We start from the raw sequence: 15,530 nt of genomic DNA on the forward strand, positions 1-15,530 counted from the left end.
CCGGCTCTCCTTCGGCATTATTGTGTGTTGTCCGGGGTTTCCCGGTAAGAAATTAACGGATCGACAATCTGGCGTGTGGTGCCATCGGTCAGTCCAAGATCGGTCAAATGCGGACCGGCGTTGCAGGCAAGACAGGTGCCCTCTATGGCTTTAAAGACCCGATACGGCGGTTCCCAGTCGGCAATCAAATTGCTACGCTCGCGCAGTTCCCTGAACTGGCGAGCCAGCTCATCAGGCGGCAGTTCCGAAAGCATCCCCGCAATCGGCATGGCGACGTGGGCGATGACGTCGCCATCCTGTACCAGCGCCATCCCGCCGCCGCTCTGGATAAGCATGTTGGCAGCCAGCGCCATGTCGTGCGGATCGCGGCCCAGCACCACCAGATTGTGAGAGTCGTGAGAATAGCTGGTGGCAATTGCCCCACGCAGTTCACCCCAGCCTTCGAGCAGGGCGAGTTGTGGTTTCGCAGCATGGCGCGCGTGGCGATGCTGAACCCAGATCAGGCTAAAGCCATCCGGGATCGCCACTACGCCGTGACGTACCTGCGCGGCAACTTCACCCCACTGCGTGAAGCGTGCGCCGCTGATATGGCGCAGGCGCGCCACGCCGTGTTTCGCGTTGTCGATTGTCATGCGGAAATCATCGTCTGCCAGTGCAGACAGCCGCACGGTATCACGTGGGAGGGGCAATATCGTGTCAACGATGGGTTCAATCATTGCCCCGTCGCGCGCAACCAGCTTACCCGCGACATACACCTGACGAGCCGTCAGCTTTTCAAGCGAGTCAAACGCCACCAGATCCGCGCGACGCCCGGCGGCAATCAGCCCCAGATCGTTACGCTGCAGTCGAATGGCGGCGTTCAGCGTGGCGAAACGCAGCGCGTGCGTCGCCGGTAATCCGTGTTCAATCAGCAGGTTCAGCAGCGCAACGATCCCCCCTTTTTCCAGCAGTATATCGGGTGGGACATCGTCGGTGCAGACCGTAATTTGTGAAGAAAGGTGGGGCAGGGATTTCAGGGCGCTTACGATATCGGGCAGCAGATAAGGATGCGAGCCGCGGATCTCCAGCGTCAGCCCGGCGCGCAGTTTTTCCAGCGCATCGTCTGCGGAGGTCAGTTCATGATCGGAGGTCACGCCTGCGGCCAGATAAGCCTGTAAATCCGCACCGTGAAGCCCGCGCGCGTGGCCTTCAATCAGCTTTCCGCTGTCCAGACCGGCCTGCATAATTTCCAGCATGCGTTGGCTGCCGTTAAGCACGCCGTGCATATCCATCACTTCCGCCACGCCGCGCACTTCCGGCCATCCGAGCAGGGTATCCATCTCTTTACCTGCGAAGTCTGCGCCAGACATCTCCAGCCCCGGTGTCGATGGCACGCTTGATGGCGCCGCGACCATCACCTGCAGCGGCAGGTTACGGCTGGCCTCAATGGCAAAACGTACGCCTGCAATGCCCAGCACGTTCGCCAGCTCATGCGGATCCCAGAATACGGCGGTGGTGCCCTGTGCCAGAACGATCTCGGCATAGCGAGCGGGAAGCAGGTGTGAACTCTCCAGATGCACATGCGTATCCATCAGTCCCGGAGAGAGATACCGGTTGTTCAGATCGTGCGTCTCACGCGCATCGCTGCGGCTGCCGCGCGGATGAACGCTGGCGATAAGGCCGTCCACGATGCCGACATCGGCGTCGCGGATCTCGCCGGTCGCCATATCAACAATGCGGGTGTGTGTAAGCAGCAGGTCGAACGGCATTTCACCGCGTGCAGCCTGGACGGCACGGCGTCGGGTTTCGGCACTCATGTAATTAACGGTTCCAGCATGAAAATAATGGCGTTACTCTATGCACGCGGCAAACGTTTGCCCAGCTGATAAAATTTATCACCCGATAACCCCAGCTTATTCTGCGACGCGTGTAAACGATAATGACGATGGAACCCTGGCAGCGCCTGCCCGCGCTCTCACTGCGACAGCTACAGTATTTTGTCACCCTGGCGCAGCTGCGTCATTTCACCGACACCGCCAGCAAGCTGGCGATCAGTCAGCCTGCGCTCAGCAGCGCATTGCGGCAGATCGAAACGGTGCTCGGCGGCAAGCTGGTGAACCGTACCGCCTCAGCGGTGACGCTGACGGAGCTGGGCAACGCCATCCTCCCGCACGCGCAGCGGGTGCTTAGCGTGGCTCAGCTTGCCTTCGACGATATGCAGCAGATTGTGCAGGCAGGCGGTGACGGCACGGTGCGCATTGGGCTGGTGCCATCCGTCAGCTCGCTCTTGTTCCCGCTGTTGCCCCAAACGCTGGCGCAGGCTTTTCCGCGTCTTAAGGTAGAGTTTCACGATCAAACCAATGATGCGCTGGTGGCGCAGTTGCTGAAAGGGCAGATTGATTTTGGCATTGGCGCGCTGGACAGTTCTGTGCCGGAACAACTTTCCGTCTTCCCGCTGCAGGAGGATCCTTTTGTAGCGGTGATTCATTGTGACGATCCGCTGGCGACGTCGGCGCATTTACCCTGGAAGCAGCTTGTGGGGCGAGATATCGCCGTGTTTTCGAAAGGTAACATCCAACGCCTGGTCGGCGCGCTCGCTGAAAGCCATCGTTTATCGTTGCAGACACGTTATCAGGTGGATTATATCGAAACGCTGTACGGTCTGGTGCGCTCCCGACTGGCCGTAGCGATACTGCCGCAACTCTATACCACGCATCTTCAGGATCCGCAGCTTAAGGTGGTTCATCTTCAGCAACCGGCACTTGCCCGAACGGTGGCATTGATGCGTGCGCCGCAGCCGTTACCGACGCTTATCGAATCGTGCTTTACGCTAATGGTTGAAACCTTGAGGACACACTGACGGATAGGGCAGGGGAAAATACCCTCTCCCGAACGGGAGAGGGATAAGCATTACTTAGCCAGAACTTCCTGTGCGGTACGCTCAACCAGAGACAGCAGAACTTTTACGTCCTCCAGCGTCACGGTTGGGTTCAGCAGGGTCAGCTTCAGGCAGGTGATACCGTTATGCTCGGTCACGCCGACGTTAGCACGGCCAGATTCCAGCAGCGCATCACCAATCTTCTGGTTCAGCAGGGCGATGCCTGCATCATCCATCTGCGCCTGAGGACGGAAGCGGAACAGCACGCTCGCCAGCTGTGGCTGCATCACCAGCTCCAGAGCAGACTGCTCTTTCACGTAGCCCGCAACCTGCTGTGCCAGGGTCACACCGTGATCGATGATCGCCGCATACTGCTCCTGACCCAGCGCTTCCAGGCTCATCCACAGCTTCAGCGCGTCGAAACGACGGGTGGTCTGCAGAGATTTGGACACCAGGTTAGGCACGCCCGCTTCTTCGTCGAACTCAGAGTTCAGGTAAGCCGCCTGATAGCGCATCAGCTCATAGTGACGCGCTTCTTTTAGCAGGAACGCGCCGCAGCTGATGGTCTGGAAGAACTGCTTGTGGAAGTCCAGGGTAATGGAATCCACCAGCTCAATGCCGTCCAGGTAGTGACGATACTGCTCGGACATCAGCAGCGCGCCGCCCCAGGCCGCATCAACATGTACCCAGATGTTCTGCTTCGCTGCCAGTTCAGCAATGGCACGCAGCGGGTCGATAGCACCGGCATCGGTGGTACCTGCCGTCGCGACGATCGCCAGAATCTGCTCGCCGTTCGCGTTGCACTGCTCAATTTTCGCCGCCAGATCGGTCAGATCCATGCGGGAGAATTCGTCAGTTTTCACCTGCACCACGGACTGGTAGCCCAGACCCATCAGCGCCATGTTTTTCTGCACGGAGAAGTGGGCGTTCTCAGAGCACAGCACGCGAATTTTGCGCAGATCGCCTACCAGGCCATCCTGCTGAACGGAGTGACCCAGACGGGCGAAGAACGCATCGCGCGCCAGCATCAGGCCCATCAGGTTGCTCTGGGTACCGCCGCTGGTGAAGACACCGGCGTCGCCAGCCTGATAACCCACGCGGGTACGCAGCCACTCGATCAGTTTGATCTCGATAATGGTTGCGGACGGGCTTTGATCCCAGGAGTCCATACTCTGGTTAGTGGCGTTGATCAGCACTTCCGCCGCCTGGCTTACGACCAGGCTTGGGCAGTGCAGGTGCGCCACACACTGCGGGTGATGAACGGACAAACTGTCTTTCAGGAAGAACTCCACGGCGCGTTCAATCGCCGCTTCGTTGCCCAGCCCTTTCGGGTTGAAATCCAGCTTAATACGGTCGCGAAGTTCCGCGACCGTTTTGCCCTGGTACATCTCAGGCTGTTTCAGCCACTGCATCACAGCCTGAGTGCTTTGTTCAATCGCCTGCTGGTAAGCTTCAATGCTCTGCGCAGAGGAGAACAAAATTGGGTTTGAATCAGACATCGTAATCAACAACTCCGGTTACGCCGGGCGAACGCCCGCAGCAAGCAGTGCCTGCTCAAATTTATCCAGGAAGATTTTCAGCTCTTCATCGCTGATCAGCAGAGACGGCAGCAGGCGCAGAACGATACCGTTACGACCGCCACGCTCCAGAATCAGACCGGCTTCGAAGCACTTCTTCTGAATCAGTGCAGACAGCTCGCCGTCGCCAGGGAAGCAACCCATGTGGTCAGCCGCTTCGTGTGGCTTAACGATCTCAATACCGATCATCATGCCCAGACCGCGCACGTGTCCGATCACCGGGTAGCGCTTCGCCATCTCTTTCAGCTGGCCTTTCAGCCATTCGCCCTGTGCAGCCACTTTGCCTGCGATATTCTGGTCTTTCAGGATTTTCAGCGTCGTCAGACCGGTTGCCATCGCCAGCTGGTTGCCGCGGAAGGTACCGGTGTGGTGACCTGGTGCCCATGCATCGAACTGCTTTTTGATACCGAGCACGGCCAGCGGCAGACCGCCACCGACCGCTTTAGACATCACGATGATGTCTGGCTCAATGCCCGCGTGTTCGAAGGCGAAGAATTTACCGGTACGGGCAAAGCCAGCCTGAACTTCATCGAGGATCAGCAGAATGCCGTGTTCCTGAGTCACTTTACGGATGCGCTGCAGCCACTCAGCCGGAGCCGGGTTCACGCCGCCTTCGCCCTGAACGGCTTCCAGAATCACCGCAGCAGGTTTACGCACGCCGCTTTCAACGTCGTTGATCAGGTTATCAAAATAGTAAGTCAGCGCTTTCACGCCCGCTTCACCACCGATACCCAGCGGGCAACGGTACTCGTGCGGATAAGGCATGAACTGGACTTCTGGCATCATACCGTCAACCGCTTCTTTCGGAGACAGGTTGCCGGTCACGGACAGTGCGCCGTGGGTCATACCGTGGTAACCACCAGAGAAGCTGATGATACCGCTACGACCGGTCACTTTTTTCGCCAGCTTCAGCGCCGCTTCAACGGCGTCAGCACCGGATGGACCGGTGAACTGCAGGCAGTACTCTTTGCCCTGACCAGGCAGCAGAGAGAGCAGGTATTCAGAAAACGCGTCTTTCAGAGGCGTCGTCAGATCCAGAGTATGTAACGGCAAGCCGCTGGTAATGACATTTTGGATGCTTTTCAGCACATCAGGATGGTTATGGCCAAGCGCAAGGGTCCCCGCGCCTGCTAAACAGTCAAGGTATTCTTTATTATCTGCATCGGTGATCCACACGCCTTCTGCTTTAGTGATCGCTAAAGGCAGTTTGCGCGGATAACTCCTGACGTTAGATTCAAACTCGGCCTGACGGGCCAGATAGGTTTCGTTGCTTTTGTGGGCATCTACGGTGTCAATACGGACTTTATCCGTCATCATATCACTCCTACAACCGCCGCTTCGTTATGAGCCACGATTGAATAAAAAGTTAAAAAACAGATGGGGGCCTGAAAAAAACGCCGCCAATATAGAGCCTTTTGCCACGGGGCTCAATGGTTAATTTGTTTACTGTTTTGTGACAGAGGGCACAGGGGGAGGGTTATCCCCGTTTCCAGAAAGAAAGTTGCACTTTATGCACAATAAAAACAGCCGCTTATGATGGTTTTGTCAGAACTGTAAAAGTAAAGAAAAGAGTGTGACAAATCGTGCTTTTCGCTGATGAAAAAGGAGGCGGATGGCCTCCTTGAACACGTTATTTCTGCCTGACCTGCAAAATGCCGTGGTCGCGACCTTTCGTTTTATTCCAGGAGGCATCGGTAATACCGTTCTCATCAAGGCTAAACGATATAACAAAGCCTTCGCCGTGAATCTCGTAGAAAGTCGCATTGAGACGTTTTACGGCCGCTTTCTTGCCGTTAAGGGTGGCGCTAAAAAAGCCGTTTGAAATTGTGGCGTTAACCGTATCAGACGAGAATGAGGCTTCACGCATCGGATCGTGAATGGTTTTCGTTTGATCGTGTTGCGCCGCGTTTTCTGCCTTGGTTTTGTTGATATCGCAAGAACCATCGCCATCGGTAATTTGGGTGCATCCGGAACGCTCCAGCTGCGCGCGATAGTGAGCATTAATCGCATAGGCCGGAGCCGCGGCCATAGTCGCGCTTATAACAATCATCATTAACTTCTTCATTTTATTGCCTTATAAACTACACAAATTATATGAAACGTACATTATGCCAATCCACACACCGACAGAAATAAGCATCAGGTATAAAGTGGCAGAGATAAAAATATATTTTGACATGCTGATAATCATATATTGAAAATGAAAACCGCTCGTAGGTGGCTTTCTGTCTGATTGTGAGAAATAACTGTGATGGACTATCCAGTAAGGTAACAATTGAAACTTTGATTAAGATCACTTAAAGCCCAATAGGCTAAAGTGGTCAGATGTTAAAAAATTTAATGTAAACATTGCCTTATGATTTTAGGTGGGGGCATCCGCTTTCATTCAAAGGTCTTTGTTTATCAGGAAAAGAGCTGTTTCTGTGCAATGTTGCTGTATATGCTGAAAATGCGGGTTTGACGGCCGTTATTATTTTAAAGAGTAACAAGACTAATAATGCGTCTAACGACGATGATTCTGAAAGCCAGATTTAGCGTTTACAATTTTTTCATCTGGCATTAGTATCCTTAACGCGGATTGATTGCATAAATTAATCACAAGCAGTTGATTTATTTGACTCGGGGTGCCCTTCTTCGTTGAAGGCTGAGAAATACCCGTATTACCTGATCTGGATAATGCCAGCGTAGGGAAGTCAGATGCCTTCCCGGTCATCGCTTCTTCACGCAAGGCAGGAGCGAACCCATGCAGCCTGACCTGCTCGATTTACACGTTTTATATCAGTTCCGAACCCGTTCCCCGCTCACGCACTGTATGACCAACGATGTTGTACAGACCTTCACTGCCAACGTGTTGCTGGCTCTCGGTGCATCGCCAGCGATGGTGATTGAGGCCGAAGAGGCCGAGCAGTTTGCTGAAATCGCCGATGCGCTGCTGATTAACGTTGGCACGCTGACCGCACCGCGCGCCCAGTCGATGCGTCGGGCGATTGAACGCGCGGTGGCGGCGGGTAAGCCCTGGACGCTCGACCCGGTTGCCGTTGGCGCGCTCGCGTTCCGCACCCGCTTTTGCCATCAAATTCTCTCCCTTAAACCAGCCGCGATCCGCGGTAACGCCTCTGAAATCCTTGCCTTTGCAGGGATGAGCGCGGGCGGGCGCGGCGTTGATACCACCGACACAGCAGCCAGCGCGGTACCTGCCGCGCAGGCTTTGGCGCGTCAGACGAATGCAATTGTCGTGGTCACGGGAGAAGTGGATTACATCACCGATGGACAGCGCACGCGTACCGTAACGGGCGGTGACCCGCTGATGACGCGCGTGGTGGGCACCGGTTGCGCGCTCTCGGCTGTCGTGGCAGCGAGCTGCTCGCTGCCGGGTGATCGCCTGGATAACGTCGCCGCTGCCTGCGGATGGATGAAGCGAGCTGGCTCAATCGCTATTGCGCAGTCTCGTGGCCCGGGCAGTTTTGCCAGCGCGTTCCTGGATGCGCTCTACACGCTGGAGGAGCAGGCATGAAGCGGATTAACGCTCTGACCATTGCCGGTACCGATCCCAGCGGCGGCGCGGGTATCCAGGCTGACCTGAAAACCTTCTCCGCGCTAGGCGCATATGGCTGTTCCGTCATTACCGCGCTGGTGGCGCAAAACACGCGCGGCGTGCAGTCGGTCTACCGTATCGAGCCGGATTTTGTTGCCGCGCAGCTGGATTCGGTGTTCAGCGACGTGCGCATTGATACCACTAAGATCGGCATGCTGGCCGAAACGGACATTGTGGAAGCGGTGGCCGAGCGGCTTAAGCGTTATCAGGTGCAAAACGTGGTGCTGGATACCGTCATGCTGGCGAAAAGTGGCGACCCGCTGCTCTCTGCCTCCGCCGTGGAGACGCTGCGCACAAAGCTGCTGCCGCAGGTGGCGCTGATCACGCCCAATCTGCCGGAAGCCGCCGCGCTGTTGGGTGCACCGCACGCGCAAAACGAACGTGAAATGAAAGCGCAGGGGAACGCGCTGCTGGCGATGGGCTGCGGCGCGGTGCTGATGAAGGGCGGTCATCTTGATGATGCCGAAAGCCCGGACTGGCTCTTTACCCGCGACGGCGAAATGCGTTTTACCGCGCCGCGCGTGCAGACCAAAAACACCCACGGTACGGGCTGCACGCTCTCTGCCGCGCTGGCTGCGCTGCGTCCACGGCATGACAGCTGGGCCGATACGGTGGGCGAAGCTAAAATCTGGCTCTCCGCGGCGCTGGCAAAAGCCGATACTCTGGAAGTCGGTCACGGTATTGGGCCGGTTCATCATTTTCATGCATGGTGGTAACCCAGTATACTGGCAGGAAACACCACGCCTGAGAAAACAGAGATGGAACAAGCGCATACCCGGTTAATCGCTCAACTGAATGAACGGATCGCCGCGCCGGACAACACGCCGCTGTACCTGAAATTTGCCGAAACGGTAAAAAATGCAGTGCGAATCGGCATGCTGGAGCACGGGAATATTTTGCCCGGCGAGCGCGATCTGAGCCAGTTAACCGGCGTGTCGCGCATTACCGTGCGTAAAGCGATGCAGGCGCTGGAGGAAGAGGGCGTGGTCACGCGCTCCCGTGGCTATGGCACGCAAATCAATAACATCTTCGAGTATTCGCTGAAAGAGGCGCGCGGGTTCTCTCAACAGGTGGTCTTGCGCGGTCAAAAACCCAATACGCTGTGGGTCAACAAGCGGGTGGTGAAGTGTCCCGAAGAGGTGGCGAACCATCTTTCAATTCCCCCCGAGAGCGAGGTTTTCCTGCTCAAGCGTATTCGCTACGTTGACGATGACGCCGTCTCGATTGAGGAGTCCTGGGTGCCGACGGGATTTATCCACGACCCCGATGCGATTGGCGTCTCGCTTTACGATTACTTCCGCAGCCAGAATATCTTCCCGCAGCGTACCCGTTCGCGCGTGAGTGCCCGTATGCCGGACAGCGAATTTCAGGCGCACATTAAGATGGACGAAAAAATACCGGTGTTGGTGATCAAGCAGGTTGCGCTTGACCAACAGCACCGGCCGATTGAGTACAGCATCAGCTACTGCCGCAGCGATCTATACGTCTTTGTGTGCGAGGAGTAATTCGTCGCGAGTCGGTGCGCAATCGCCGCCGCGGTGGCTGACCACCCAGGACGCCACGGCATTCCCCAGCAGAACCGCATCTGCCAGCGACCATCCCGCCGCCAGCCCGGCAAGCGTGCCGCCCGCGTGGCTGTCGCCTGCGCCAATGGTATCCACAACCGTAGCCGGAAATGCCGAAACCACGCCCGAGACGTCACCGTCATACCACGCGGCACCGTCTTTATCATGGCGCACAATCAGCGCGGCACCGAAACGCCGCTGCCACTGCGTGCCGAGGGTTTCCACTTCAACACCCAGTCTTTCAGCGGCAAGCTCCGCCTCCTGGCGATTGAGCGACACAATGGGTCTGCAGGCCATAATCCGCGCTATCAGCGCGTCGGGGATATCCGCGATGCGGGGGCCGAAATCGATAAAGGCCGTCACGTCCTGCAACCCCTCCAGCCAGCGTGTCAGCAGCTCGCCGCACGGCGAGGCCAGCTGATAGCCGGACAAATAGACCAGGCTGTATTGCGGAACGTGAAGCGCATCCAGCCAGCGCTGCTGCCACTGGTTCTCCACGCCGCTAAAGGACATAAAGGTGCGCTCGCCGTCTGGCTCCACCAGCGCCAGACACCAGCCGTTATCACCCGTATCGGCTTCCACCGCGCTGTGCAGATCCTGCTTCGCCATGGCGTTGCGAATAATATCCGCCCACACGCCGTGGCCGACGGGCAGGGCATTTTGCGCCGCAATGCCGAGCCGCTTCAGGGCGATGGCGATATTGAGCGCACATCCACCGATATTGACGCCCTGCTGTTTAAGCTCGATATCGCACCCGCGCCAGGGCAGGGCGTAAGCGTCGGCGATGACGTCTATCACCGCCGCGCCCAGCACCGTCACCGGGCGCGTGGCGTGCAAGGTTTCAAGGCGCTGAGCAAAAGACGTCATATGCCCTCCCGTTGCTCCCGATAGTGCAGGAGTTTTTCGCAGTAGTGACCGAAATCGAGCTGGTTAACGGCGTCGAGTTCGGCCTTCAGCGTCGGGTCAATGGCCTGCACGCCGTGCAATGCGCCGCAGATTGCTGTGGCCATTGCGCCAATGGTGTCGGTATCGCCGCCCAGGTTGGCACATAAAATGGCGCAGCGGTTTGGGTCGGTTCCCGCCAGTTCGACCATCGCAATGGCCGCCGGAACGGATTCTATGGTGCTGGTTCCGGCACCCACGAGCTGATACACCTGCTCGCTGGCGGACTCAATCCCGTTGGCTTCTCGTACGGTTTTCAGCGCGAGTTCAATACGCGCCGCGAGTGACGCGCTGAAAGTGGTGGTTTTCGCCTCCTGCGCAAAGCGGGCGATCCCCGGCAGGGCATCAACGATGTTCTGCCAGCTTTCGCCGTCGACGGCGCGGGAAATCGCCCAGGCAATCACCACCGCACCGGCAATGGCGAGATCGGATTTATGGGTCGGGCTGGAGGCCAGCGCCACCTGCTCAACAAAATGCTCCAGGCGCGTGGCCGGGAGCAGGCAGCCCAGCGGAGAGGCGCGCATCGCCGCCCCGTTGGTCACGCCGTTGTTTTCCAGTTCGCTCACCGGCTTGCCGTCGCGAATGGCGTTGAGGGCAATTTTCGAGGTGGGGCCGAGCACGTTCTTATTAAACGCGTCGAAATCCAGCGCCCAGCGAAGAATATGCTTGCCGATAACGTCCGCGTTAATCTGCCCGTCGCACTCGATAATCGCATCCGCCAGACAGAGCGCCATCGAGGTATCGTCGGTGAACTCTGCCTGGTTGAAATAGCAGGCCGCGTTATTCTCTGCCGGGCCGGGTAAGAAACGGTCGATCCAGCCGAAGTGCGCCTTGACGCGCTTTCTCGGCCACAGCTCCGACGGCATGCCCATCGCATCCCCTAACGCCTGCCCGTAAAGGGCACCGAGAACACGTTCTTGTTTCATTTAACTTCCCCTTGTGTCAGCGCGGTATCGCCATCAACCACCTCAATTGCGGTGATCTCTTTATCCGATTCGCGGAAAAACAGCATAAACAGCACGGCAATCACGGCAATCATGATTGCACCAAATGTCCACATTCCGGCCCAGTTGAAGGTCAGCCCATTCACCGGCTCTTTGTAAGCGAACATTTTTTCCATCATCACGCCGCCCAGGCGGTAACCCAGCAGGCTACCAAAGCCCTGACAGCACAGCGTGATCAAGCCCTGCGCCGCGGTGCGCATGTGCGCTGGCGCTTTTTTGTCCACGTAGATGTACGCGGTCACGTAATAGAAGTCGTAGCTCACGCCGTGCAGCAAAATGCCGAGGAACAGCAGGGCGTAGGTGAAGTACTGTTCCGCACCGCCGTAAACAAAGAAGCCGTAGCGGATGGCAGCGGTAATAAGCCCCAGCAGCAAGACCTTCTTAATACCAAAGCGTTTGGTAAAGAACGGCAGCGCCAGCATAAAGAAGATTTCGGAGAACTGGCCCAGCGTCATCCAGCCGGTGGCGTTTTTCATGCCGACTTCGGTGAGATAGCCGTTGGCGAAAATGTAGTAGAAGGCCAGCGGCATGGCGAACAGGAACGAGCAGAAGAAGAACACCAGGAAGTTTCTGTCGCGCAGCAGGATCAGCGCGTCCAGCCCCAGCATCACCTTAAAGTCCAGCTTGCCGGTGCTCTTCGGCGGCGTATTCGGCAGGAACAGGGCAAAGACGCCGAGCAGGGCGGAGCTGGCTGCGGTCATCAGCAGCGGGATATTGGTATCGGAAATGTCGCTATAGCCCATCATCTGCGGCAGGAACCCGCACGCCAGGCCTGAGGCGATCCAGCCGATGGTGCCCATCACGCGGATGCGCGGAAAGTCTGCCTCGACGTCATCCACGTTGGCAAAGGCAATGCTGTTGGTCAGCGCGATGGTCGGCATATAGGTCAGGGAGTAGGCCAGCAGCAGCGGGAAGAAGGTGCTGAACTGGGTTTGTTGTGCGGCGAAGTACATCAGAATCGCACCGGCGAACATCAGTACCGCCAGTACTTTCTGGGCGGCGAAGAAGCGGTCCGTCAGCGAGCCGACAAGGATCGGCGAGAGGATTGCGGCAATCGCGGTGCAGGCGTAAGACCAGCCGATCTCCCCGGCGGTAAAACCGCTTTTGCTCAGCCACAGCCACAGCGGCACAAACCAGGCGCCCCAGATAAACCATTCAACAAACATCATGAATGACAGTTGGACTTTCGTTTTCATTTTTTAATCCTGCATGTCAGTGAGGGTACGCCTTTAACATACCATTTAATAATACCTTTTAAATACCTTTGAGGTGAATGTTTGATCAGTGTAACAAAATTGTTGTTCATGAAACGAGCCAGCAGATTGTGCTTAAAAAAGTTGCAGATGGTGGAAAATCGGTTAAGTCGGTACCAGGCTTAGTCTGCCTGCAAAAATGTGGGTTTGGATCACACGCTCCGACGCGACGTCGGACTTACGGGAGCATCACTATGACTGATATTGCGCAGTTGCTTGGCAAAGACGCCGACAGCCTCTTACAGCATCGTTGTATGACCATTCCAGCTGACCAGCTCTACCTGCCCGGGCACGACTACGTGGACCGCGTGATGGTGGACAACAACCGTCCGCCTGCCGTGCTGCGAAACATGCAGACGCTCTATAACACCGGGCGACTGGGCGGTACCGGGTATCTCTCTATTCTGCCGGTAGACCAGGGCGTTGAGCACTCTGCTGGTGCCTCCTTCGCGGCCAATCCGCTCTATTTCGATCCGAAGAACATTGTCGAACTGGCGATTGAAGCGGGCTGTAACTGCGTGGCATCAACCTACGGCGTGCTGGCCTCTGTCTCGCGTCGCTATGCCCACCGCATTCCATTCCTCGTCAAACTGAACCATAACGAAACCCTGAGCTACCCAACGGAATATGACCAGACCCTGTACGCCAGCGTGGAGCAGGCGTTCAATATGGGGGCGGTGGCAGTGGGAGCGACCATTTACTTTGGCTCCGAGCAGTCTCGTCGTCAGATTGAAGAGATCTCTGCCGCCTTCGAACGCGCGCACGAGCTGGGGATGGTGACGGTGCTATGGGCGTATCTGCGAAACAACGCGTTCAAGAAAGACGGCGTGGACTACCACGTGTCAGCCGATCTGACCGGCCAGGCGAACCATCTGGCGGCGACCATCGGCGCGGATATCGTGAAGCAAAAAATGGCCGAGAACAACGGCGGCTATAAGGCGGTGAACTTCGGCTATACCGACGATCGCGTTTACAGCAAGCTGACCAGCGATAACCCGATCGATCTCGTGCGCTACCAGCTGGCGAACTGCTATATGGGCCGCGCGGGGCTGATCAACTCCGGCGGGGCGGCAGGCGGTGACACCGACCTGTCAGACGCGGTGCGCACGGCGGTGATCAACAAACGCGCGGGCGGCATGGGGCTGATCCTGGGCCGTAAGGCGTTTAAGAAAACCATGGCCGACGGCGTGAAGCTGATTAATGCGGTTCAGGACGTCTATCTGGACAGTAAAGTGACGATTGCTTAAGCAGTTTCCCCTCACCCTAACCCTCTCCCCACAGGGGAGAGGGGACTGCACGGTGCGATCTTTTCCCCCTCGCCCCTTTGGGGTGTACGGTCCGGGGTGAGGGGCAATAAATACCGCATTTTATTTCTTCCGATCCACCTCACACTTCCCCTTCCTTTTGTGAAAACTGTCACTCCTTCCCGTGCATATGCACAAAAAATGGTCAGCGCTTAGCGGAATCTGTCTAAGGCAGCGGACGAATTTTGCGCTTAAAGTTAGTTTCGAAACGGCTTTTCAAAATTCGAATCGCGCTGAACCTCTGTCGTCTTAAGGACTGATAATGAAAATTGAATCTGTAAACGTCACCGTCTTCCAGTACCCGACCCGTCGGGTTTCCGACGCTGCCGGGCATTCGCATCCGGGGCCTGAGAGCATGGCTAAAATGGCGATGCTTTCTATTACGGCAGACGATGGCACCAAAGGGTATTCCTTCGCGCCGCCGGAAGTGGTGCGCCCCTTTGTGGTCAACACTTTCTTTCGCAAGGTGCTGGTCGGCCAGGACGCGTTCAACCGCGAGCGCATCTGGCAGGATCTGGCGCACTGGCAGCGGGGTAGCGCGCATCAGCTGACCGAGCGCGCGCTGGGCTTCGTCGAACAGGCGCTGTGGGATCTGATTGGCCGCAAGCTCAACATGCCGGTCTGGAAGCTGCTGGGCGGCTATCGCGACAAGGTCCCGGCCTACGGCAGCACCATGTGCGGTGACGATCTGCCGGGTGGCTTATCCACGCCGGACGAGTACGCCAGCTTTGCCGAAAAACTGGTGGCGCGCGGATACAAGGCCATCAAGCTGCATACCTGGATGCCGCCGGTCTCCTTTGCCCCCAACCCGAAGATGGACGTCAAAGCCTGCGCCGCCGTGCGTGAAGCGGTTGGCCCGGATATCGATCTCATGATCGACGGCTACCACTGGTACAGCCGCACCGAGGCGCTGTACATCGGCAAGGAGCTGGAAAAACTCAACTTCGCCTGGTTCGAAGAGCCGATGGAGGAGGAGAGCATGGCCTCCTACGCCTGGCTGGCGGAAAACCTGTCGATCCCGATTATCGGCCCGGAAAGCCTGGGCGGAAAACACCACAGCCGCGCGGACTGGATCAAAGCCGGGGCGTGCGACATCCTGCGCGCGGGCGCCAACGGCGTGGGCGGCATCTCTCCGACGCTGAAGGTGGCGAACCTGGCGGAAGCCTTCGGGATGGACTGCGAAGTACACGGCAACGGTGCGGCGAGCCTGGCGGTGATTGGCGCCATCAAAAACTGCCGTTGGTACGAGCGCGGCCTGCTGCACCCGTTCCTCGACTACGACGTACCGGCGGCGTACCTCAACAGCCTGGTCGACCCGATGGACGAGCACGGCATGGTCAGCCTGCCGACCCGCCCGGGACTGGGCGAAGACATTAATTTTGCATATATCGAAGCCAATACCGTCAGCCACGACTGACAGATAAAAACGTACC

Annotated in this window: 13 protein-coding genes and 1 riboswitch; of the genes, 6 read left to right on the plus strand and 7 right to left on the minus strand. The window is 57.3% G+C overall.

The window, feature by feature from the left end:
* Positions 1 to 17 precede the first annotated feature (17 nt).
* A complete protein-coding gene (locus AC2T6E_RS08645) occupies positions 18 to 1,796 on the minus strand; it encodes an adenine deaminase (RefSeq protein WP_486691374.1) in 1,779 nt (592 codons plus the stop codon).
* Between the two features lie 122 nt (positions 1,797 to 1,918).
* Between AC2T6E_RS08645 and AC2T6E_RS08650 the strand changes: the two genes are divergently transcribed.
* Entirely contained in the window at positions 1,919 to 2,839 is a 921-nt protein-coding gene (locus AC2T6E_RS08650; protein ID WP_126816570.1) for a LysR family transcriptional regulator, read from the plus strand.
* A 50-nt stretch (positions 2,840 to 2,889) separates the two neighbouring features.
* On the opposite strand, the gene AC2T6E_RS08655 is transcribed toward AC2T6E_RS08650, so the two are convergent.
* The 3 genes from AC2T6E_RS08655 to AC2T6E_RS08665 all read right to left on the minus strand — a co-directional run bounded on the left by AC2T6E_RS08655 (position 2,890) and on the right by AC2T6E_RS08665 (position 6,499).
* Positions 2,890 to 4,356, minus strand: coding sequence for a pyridoxal phosphate-dependent decarboxylase family protein (locus AC2T6E_RS08655; RefSeq protein WP_042718828.1), 1,467 nt, complete (start codon positions 4,354 to 4,356; stop codon positions 2,890 to 2,892).
* An 18-nt stretch (positions 4,357 to 4,374) separates the two neighbouring features.
* Complete coding sequence (locus tag AC2T6E_RS08660) at positions 4,375 to 5,751, minus strand: diaminobutyrate--2-oxoglutarate transaminase (RefSeq protein WP_014884533.1); 1,377 nt, start codon at positions 5,749 to 5,751, stop codon at positions 4,375 to 4,377.
* Positions 5,752 to 6,064: 313 nt separating this feature from the next.
* Positions 6,065 to 6,499 carry a hypothetical protein gene (locus AC2T6E_RS08665; protein ID WP_278435687.1) on the minus strand — a complete coding sequence of 145 codons (435 nt, stop codon included), beginning with the start codon at positions 6,497 to 6,499 and terminating at the stop codon, positions 6,065 to 6,067.
* Positions 6,500 to 7,044: 545 nt separating this feature from the next.
* A riboswitch (TPP riboswitch) is annotated at positions 7,045 to 7,142 on the plus strand.
* A gap of 35 nt (positions 7,143 to 7,177) precedes the next feature.
* Between AC2T6E_RS08665 and thiM the strand changes: the two genes are divergently transcribed.
* From thiM to AC2T6E_RS08680, 3 genes are read left to right on the plus strand one after another with little or no spacing between them, the layout of a single operon-like run.
* Positions 7,178 to 7,948: a hydroxyethylthiazole kinase gene (thiM, locus tag AC2T6E_RS08670; protein ID WP_486691379.1), complete on the plus strand. Its 771-nt coding sequence runs from the start codon at positions 7,178 to 7,180 to the stop codon at positions 7,946 to 7,948.
* Positions 7,945 to 8,745, plus strand: coding sequence for a bifunctional hydroxymethylpyrimidine kinase/phosphomethylpyrimidine kinase (gene thiD, locus AC2T6E_RS08675; protein WP_089599318.1), 801 nt, complete (start codon positions 7,945 to 7,947; stop codon positions 8,743 to 8,745). Before thiM ends, thiD begins: the two co-directional genes overlap by 4 nt.
* Positions 8,746 to 8,787: 42 nt before the next feature.
* Positions 8,788 to 9,534: a GntR family transcriptional regulator gene (locus tag AC2T6E_RS08680; protein WP_316467382.1), complete on the plus strand. Its 747-nt coding sequence runs from the start codon at positions 8,788 to 8,790 to the stop codon at positions 9,532 to 9,534.
* Here AC2T6E_RS08680 and AC2T6E_RS08685 read toward each other — a convergent pair.
* The 3 genes from AC2T6E_RS08685 to AC2T6E_RS08695 are packed head-to-tail and all read right to left on the minus strand — an operon-like array spanning position 9,508 to position 12,736.
* Positions 9,508 to 10,461: a PfkB family carbohydrate kinase gene (locus tag AC2T6E_RS08685; RefSeq protein WP_348552647.1), complete on the minus strand. Its 954-nt coding sequence runs from the start codon at positions 10,459 to 10,461 to the stop codon at positions 9,508 to 9,510. The genes AC2T6E_RS08680 and AC2T6E_RS08685 overlap by 27 nt on opposite strands.
* Complete coding sequence (locus tag AC2T6E_RS08690) at positions 10,458 to 11,462, minus strand: ADP-ribosylglycohydrolase family protein (RefSeq protein WP_089599316.1); 1,005 nt, start codon at positions 11,460 to 11,462, stop codon at positions 10,458 to 10,460. The genes AC2T6E_RS08685 and AC2T6E_RS08690 overlap by 4 nt, the downstream gene beginning before the upstream one ends.
* Positions 11,459 to 12,736 carry a nucleoside permease gene (locus AC2T6E_RS08695; protein WP_089599315.1) on the minus strand — a complete coding sequence of 426 codons (1,278 nt, stop codon included), beginning with the start codon at positions 12,734 to 12,736 and terminating at the stop codon, positions 11,459 to 11,461. The genes AC2T6E_RS08690 and AC2T6E_RS08695 overlap by 4 nt, the downstream gene beginning before the upstream one ends.
* 251 nt (positions 12,737 to 12,987) lie before the next feature.
* Here AC2T6E_RS08695 and fbaB point away from each other — a divergent pair, with 251 nt between their 5' ends.
* On the plus strand, positions 12,988 to 14,040 hold the full coding sequence (gene fbaB / locus AC2T6E_RS08700) for a class I fructose-bisphosphate aldolase (RefSeq protein WP_010433688.1): 1,053 nt from the start codon (positions 12,988 to 12,990) through the stop codon (positions 14,038 to 14,040).
* A 319-nt stretch (positions 14,041 to 14,359) separates the two neighbouring features.
* Positions 14,360 to 15,514 carry a mandelate racemase family protein gene (locus AC2T6E_RS08705; protein ID WP_486691383.1) on the plus strand — a complete coding sequence of 385 codons (1,155 nt, stop codon included), beginning with the start codon at positions 14,360 to 14,362 and terminating at the stop codon, positions 15,512 to 15,514.
* Positions 15,515 to 15,530: the final 16 nt, after the last annotated feature.

This window comes from Enterobacter sp. B79-1 (genome assembly GCF_057444735.1).